The 4,944-nt window shown below is 68.6% G+C and carries 7 protein-coding genes; 3 read left to right on the top strand and 4 right to left on the bottom strand.

Going from position 1 to position 4,944, the window contains the following annotated elements; all coding sequences use genetic code 11:
* Positions 1-144 precede the first annotated feature (144 nt).
* Complete coding sequence (locus AX690_RS17455) at positions 145-1,509, bottom strand: cation:proton antiporter (protein ID WP_082769722.1); 1,365 nt, start codon at positions 1,507-1,509, stop codon at positions 145-147.
* 206 nt (positions 1,510-1,715) lie between these two features.
* On the opposite strand from AX690_RS17455, the gene AX690_RS17460 reads away from it, so the two are divergent.
* Together AX690_RS17460 and AX690_RS17465 are read left to right on the top strand one after the other, a co-directional pair.
* Positions 1,716-1,955, top strand: a complete 240-nt coding sequence (locus AX690_RS17460; protein ID WP_066685844.1) for a type II toxin-antitoxin system Phd/YefM family antitoxin — start codon at positions 1,716-1,718, stop codon at positions 1,953-1,955.
* Entirely contained in the window at positions 1,955-2,455 is a 501-nt protein-coding gene (locus AX690_RS17465; protein ID WP_066685846.1) for a PIN domain-containing protein, read from the top strand. Before AX690_RS17460 ends, AX690_RS17465 begins: the two co-directional genes overlap by 1 nt.
* Positions 2,456-2,459: 4 nt before the next feature.
* On the opposite strand, the gene AX690_RS17470 is transcribed toward AX690_RS17465, so the two are convergent.
* The 3 genes from AX690_RS17470 to AX690_RS23425 are packed head-to-tail and all read right to left on the bottom strand — an operon-like array spanning position 2,460 to position 4,549.
* The gene (locus AX690_RS17470) at positions 2,460-3,209 is read right to left on the bottom strand and encodes a hypothetical protein (protein ID WP_156449717.1); all 750 of its coding nucleotides are present in this window, start codon (positions 3,207-3,209) and stop codon (positions 2,460-2,462) included.
* A 56-nt stretch (positions 3,210-3,265) separates the two neighbouring features.
* Positions 3,266-4,351: a prolyl aminopeptidase gene (pip, locus tag AX690_RS17475; protein WP_066685849.1), complete on the bottom strand. Its 1,086-nt coding sequence runs from the start codon at positions 4,349-4,351 to the stop codon at positions 3,266-3,268.
* A 54-nt stretch (positions 4,352-4,405) separates the two neighbouring features.
* A complete protein-coding gene (locus tag AX690_RS23425) occupies positions 4,406-4,549 on the bottom strand; it encodes a hypothetical protein (protein WP_369798223.1) in 144 nt (47 codons plus the stop codon).
* 12 nt (positions 4,550-4,561) lie between these two features.
* Between AX690_RS23425 and AX690_RS17480 the strand changes: the two genes are divergently transcribed.
* Positions 4,562-4,873, top strand: coding sequence for a DUF1244 domain-containing protein (locus AX690_RS17480; RefSeq protein WP_066685850.1), 312 nt, complete (start codon positions 4,562-4,564; stop codon positions 4,871-4,873).
* Positions 4,874-4,944 lie beyond the last annotated feature (71 nt).

Below are 4,944 nucleotides of genomic sequence, written 5' to 3' on the forward strand. Positions count from 1 at the left end.
CCGCCAACCATCAAGCCAACGCTTGACCTACATCGCAATACACAGGACCCAGGGGCCAATGCACCGCGGCCGCCCCTGGGTCCCGGCTCTTCAGCCCTTCGGGCTTTCGGCCGGGATGACACGGAGATTGAAGGCAAGGCGCTCTTACGCCCCCACGCCCTCCGGCACCGCGTCCAGCTCGCCGCTGGCGCGGGCCTTCTTGCCGTAGACGACCTCGAACAAGGGGCTCGCCATCACCGTCGTGACGATCGCCATCAGCACCAGCATCGAGAACAGGGTCGGGCCGATGATGCCCTTCTGCAGGCCGATGTTGATGATGATCAGCTCCATCAGGCCTCGCGAGTTCATCAGGGCGCCGATGCCCATGGCCGTGGCGTGGTTCTCGCCGGTCAGGCGGGCGGCGGCGTAGCAGGCGCCCCACTTGGCCAGCACCGAGGCGACCAGGATCCCCAGGGCGATCAGCAGCAGCTCCAGCGAGTTGACCATGTCCATCCGGGTGTTGAGGCCCGAATAGGTGAAGAACATCGGCAGCAGCAGCACGACCACGATCGGCTCGACCTTCTTCTTCAGCTCCTCGACGAACAGGCCGCGCGGCATGAAGACGCCCAGCAGGAAGCCGCCGAAGATGGCGTGGATGCCGACGGCGTCCATCACGAAGGCCGACAGGCAGAAGGCCATCAGCGTCAGGGCCAGGACGGTCAGGCTCATCTCGCCGTCACGCTCGACCATGCGGCCCAGCGGCGCCAGGACGCGCTTGCCGAACAGGACCATGAAGGCGACGTAGATCAGGCCGCCGCCGATCGCCAGGATCGCCAGGCCCGGCCCGCCGCCGAACGTCGCCAGCACCAGGGCCAGCACGCACCACGACACCGCGTCGTCGAAGGCGCCGGCCGTCAGCGACAGCGTGCCCAGCGAAGTCTTGGCCAGACCGCGCTCGTTGATGATCCGGGCCAGCATCGGGAAGGCCGTCAGGGCGATGCAGGCGCCCATGAACAGGGTGGCGTTGGCTTGGCTGATGCCCGCGGCGAACAGGCCCGGGACCTTCAGCAGGAACGGCGTGATGATCGCGGCGATCAGGAACGGCGCGGCGATGCCGGCGAACGAGACGCTCATCGCGCTCTTGGCCTTGGCCTTGAAGTGGCCCGCCTGGAAGCTGGTCCCGACCATGAACATGTAGAGCCCGACGCCCAGCTGGGCGCCGACATAGAGGACGTTCTTGGTCTCCTTGGGGAACAGGGCCGCCTGGAAGTCGGGGAACAGCAGGCCCAGCAGCGACGGGCCCAGGATCACGCCGGCGATCATCTCGCCAACCACCTGCGGCTGGGCCAACAGCTTCTTGCCGAGCCACCCGACCACGCGGCAGGCCAGCAGGATCACGGCCAATTGCAGGAAGAAATGGATGGAGAAGTCGTTCGGGGCGTAGCTGTGCGCCGCCGCCGCCGTCGCCGGACCGTGCGGCGACAGGATCTCTGACGCTGTCTTCAGCGTGTCGGCAAGCAGGTCGGACACAGGTGTTAGCCCCCTAGCGGATCGTCTTGGCTTTTCGCCTTGTCGCCATGCCGACCAGAGAACGGCCGCCCGCGCAATCCCCGGAAAGCATTTTTGACGCGCGCGTCAGAAGATTGTTTTTGCTGGTGAATTTTCTGTTGCTGGAACAGCACTATGTAGTAACGTACCTACAGACAGCCCTGTCATTCCAGCCCCGCGAGCCCGCGATGAAGGTCCTCACCAGCCGCGAGTTCAATCAGGACGTCAGCCAGGCCAAGCGCGCCGCGCGACTCGAGCCGGTGTTCGTCACCGACCGCGGCAAGCCCACCCACGTGCTGATCAGCATCGAGACCTATCGCCGGCTGACCGGCCAGACCGAGACGATCGTCGACATGCTGGCCATGCCGACGCCCCTGCCCCCGCTGGACCTCAAGGCCGCACGCGCGTCCGAGACCTGGGAGCGCTGATGCACCTCCTGGACACCGAAGTCGTCCACGCCCTGCGCGAGGCCAAGGGCGGTCGGGCCGACGCGGCGCTGACCGCTTGGGCGACCGGCGCGGCGCGGACGGCCCTGTTCGTCTCGGCCCTGACCCTGCTGGAGCTGGAGACCGCGATCGCGCGCGCCGAGCGCAAGGACAAGACGCAAGGCCCCGCCCTTCGCGAATGGCTGGACAACCGCGTCGCCCGCGCCTTCGAGGGGCGCATTCTGCCGATCGACGCCGCCGTGGTCTGCCGCCGCGCGAGCGTGCCGCTGGCCGACGGCCGCGACGCCTTGCTGGCCGCGACCGCCCTGGAGCACGGCCTGACCCTGGCGACCGGCGACACGGCCGCCTTCGCCAAGGTCCCGCGCCTGAAGCTGCTCAACCCCTGGACCTACAAGCCCGAGGCCGTCGACGAGGACGAGGACTGGGGCCAGGCCGCCAAGGCCGGCGCCCAGTGGCTAAGGAACATCTTCGTGCGCGGCTGAGGGCCTACTGGACGCCCGAGGCGGCATCGGCGGTCGCGACACGCGTGATGTTGGTGAAGGGCGCCAGCGGGGCCTGCACGGGCGGCGGCGGCGGGACGGGCGCGGCGGCGACCTGGACCGGAACGGCCTCGGCGGCGACCAGCGGCGGCTTCGGCGCGGCCTTGGCGGTGACGAAGACCGTGCGGTCGCCCTGGCAGGTCCCGGCGTTCATCAGGCCCTTCAGATAGCCGCGCCGCACGAAGCCGGCCTTGATCGCCTCGCGGACCCGCTGGTCATGGCGCTCGGCGCCGGTCAGGCGGCGAACCCAGCCGCGCATCGGGATAACGTCGGTGATGGTGCTGGCCACGACGCCCAGGACCGGCCGCGACAGGCTCTCGTCCTTGTCGTCGTCCTTGGGGTCGTCGTAGTCGTCGCCCAGCACGGCGTCGAGCCGCTGGATCTCGCCCCTCAGCGGCGCGCAGCCGGTCTTGGGCGGGGCGTAGGGATCGACCACGGCCTTCTTCAGCAGGTCGGGGATCTCGGACCGCATGACATTGATGTCCCGCAGCGGCGCGACGACGGCCGAACCGAGGTTGTCGGTGTTGGCCTCGGAGGAGGTCTGGGGCGTCTTTTGGCGCTTGCCCGCCACCGCCGCGTCGGCCGCCCCGATCCCCACGCACAGCGCCAGGACGGCCACGCCGCAATGGCGTAGAGCGCCGACGGGCGGCTTTTGGACGGGCGGCGACATGCGGGTGACCTCGCGAGGTTGATCCATGCCCGTTCAACCCGGGAACGGCCCCGCTCGTTCCGCCGCCCGCGCGTTCGTGATCCCTAGACCCTCGGCAGCCCGTCCATGATCGCCGTCAGCGCCAGCACCGTCTGGCCCTCCATGGCGCTGTGGCCGGCGTCGGTGATGACGTAGGTCGCGGGCGGGGTTCCGGCCTTCTCCAGCGCCTCGACCAGGCGCGAGGCCTGGGTGAGCGGGCAGACCTGGTCGAAGCGTCCGTGAACGATGTGGACCGGCACGTCCTTGAGCGCCCCGACGCCGTCGGTGATCTCGCCCTCCTTCAGGAACAGGTCGTGGGCGAAGAAGTGGGCCTCGATCTGGGCGAAGCTCAGGGCGAACGCGGCCTCGCCGAACTTGCCGGGGTCGCTGGCGGCCGGGATCATGTTCGAGATCGTCCCTTCCCAGACCGACCAGGCCAGGGCCGCCTGCAGCTGACGCTGGCGCTCGGGCTCGGTGGTGGGAACGCTGTCGAAGATCGCCTTGTAGGCGCCCATCATGTCGTCGCGCAGCTCGGCCGGAATGACCTCGACGAAGGCCTTCCACTCATCGGGATAGGCGATGTAGGCGCCGGGTTCGGTCAGACCGTAGGGCTTGTCGGCGAACGTCGCCGCATTGCCCTGGTACATGTAGAGCAGGTCTTCCTTCGACCCCAGGAAGATGCCGCGCAGGATCAGCGAGGCCACCTTATCCGGATTGCGGATGGCGTAGACCAGGGCCAGGGTGCTGCCCCAACTGCCGCCGAAGACATGCATCTTCCCCGTGATCCCGAGTTCGTCGCGCAGGGCGTTGATGTCGGCGACCAGATAGTCGGTCGTGTTGTGGGCCAGGGCCTTCCGCGGTCCGTCGGCGGCCACGGTCGGGCGGCTCTTGCCGCAGCCGCGCTGGTCGAACAGGATCACCCGATAGCGATCCGGATCGAAGAAGCGCGACATCACCGGCGCGCAGGCCCCGCCCGGCCCGCCGTGCAGGAACATCACCGGCTCGCCGTCGGCCCGGCCGTACTCTTCCCAATAGAGCTCGTGGTCCGGCGCGGTGTCGACCCGCAGCCAGCCCGTGCGCAGCGGCGCGCCCTGCGGATAGGTCCACTCGGTGGTGACCTTGCTGGTCGTGCGAAGCCGCGAGAAGTCCATGGTCGAATCCTGTCGAAAGAGGATGCGCACTCTCGCGCTGAAAGATGGGAATCTCTAGGCTCGAAACTCACGCTTTTCCGTGTCATCCCGGCCGGAGGCCCGCTTGCGGGCCGCAGAGCCGGGACCCAGGGGCCTGCGCACTGCGGTTCCCCCTGGGTCCCGGCTCTCCGCTACGCTGCGGCCGGGATGACACGAGATTTGGAACGACCCATGACCATCGAGATCGAAGACCGCCACGCCGCCGCCGCCTTCCGTCGTCTGGTCGAGCACCTGCGGATGCGCGCCGACGCCCAGAACATCGACCTGATGGGCCTGGCTGGCTTCTGCCGCAACTGCCTGGGCGACTGGGTCAGCGAGGCCTCCGACGGCGCGATCAGCAAGGAGGCCGCCCGAGAAGCGGTCCACGGCATGCCCGCCGCCGAGTGGAAGGCGAAACATCAGACGCCCGCGACGCCGGAACAGTTGGCGCGGATGGAAGAGAGCCTGGCGCTGAACGCCAAGCTGCGCGGCGAACGCTCGTAAAGGGACGGGCGTTGAATCCCTCTCTCTTCGAGAGAGGGAGGGGCCCGCGCCGCCAGGCGCGGGAGGGTGAG

The organism is Caulobacter sp. CCH9-E1, assembly GCF_001556515.1.
In the GTDB taxonomy this organism is placed as follows: Bacteria; Pseudomonadota; Alphaproteobacteria; order Caulobacterales; family Caulobacteraceae; genus Caulobacter.

Bases quoted from the DNA above. Each gene is read 5' to 3' on its own strand.
- pip (WP_066685849.1), bottom strand. From the start codon at position 4,351: ATGGACTTCTCGCGGCTTCGCACGACCAGCAAGGTCACCACCGAGTGG.
- AX690_RS17465 (WP_066685846.1), top strand. From the start codon at position 1,955: ATGCACCTCCTGGACACCGAAGTCGTCCACGCCCTGCGCGAGGCCAAG.
- AX690_RS17470 (WP_156449717.1), bottom strand. From the start codon at position 3,209: ATGGATCAACCTCGCGAGGTCACCCGCATGTCGCCGCCCGTCCAAAAG.
- AX690_RS17460 (WP_066685844.1), top strand. From the start codon at position 1,716: ATGAAGGTCCTCACCAGCCGCGAGTTCAATCAGGACGTCAGCCAGGCC.
- AX690_RS17480 (WP_066685850.1), top strand. From the start codon at position 4,562: ATGACCATCGAGATCGAAGACCGCCACGCCGCCGCCGCCTTCCGTCGT.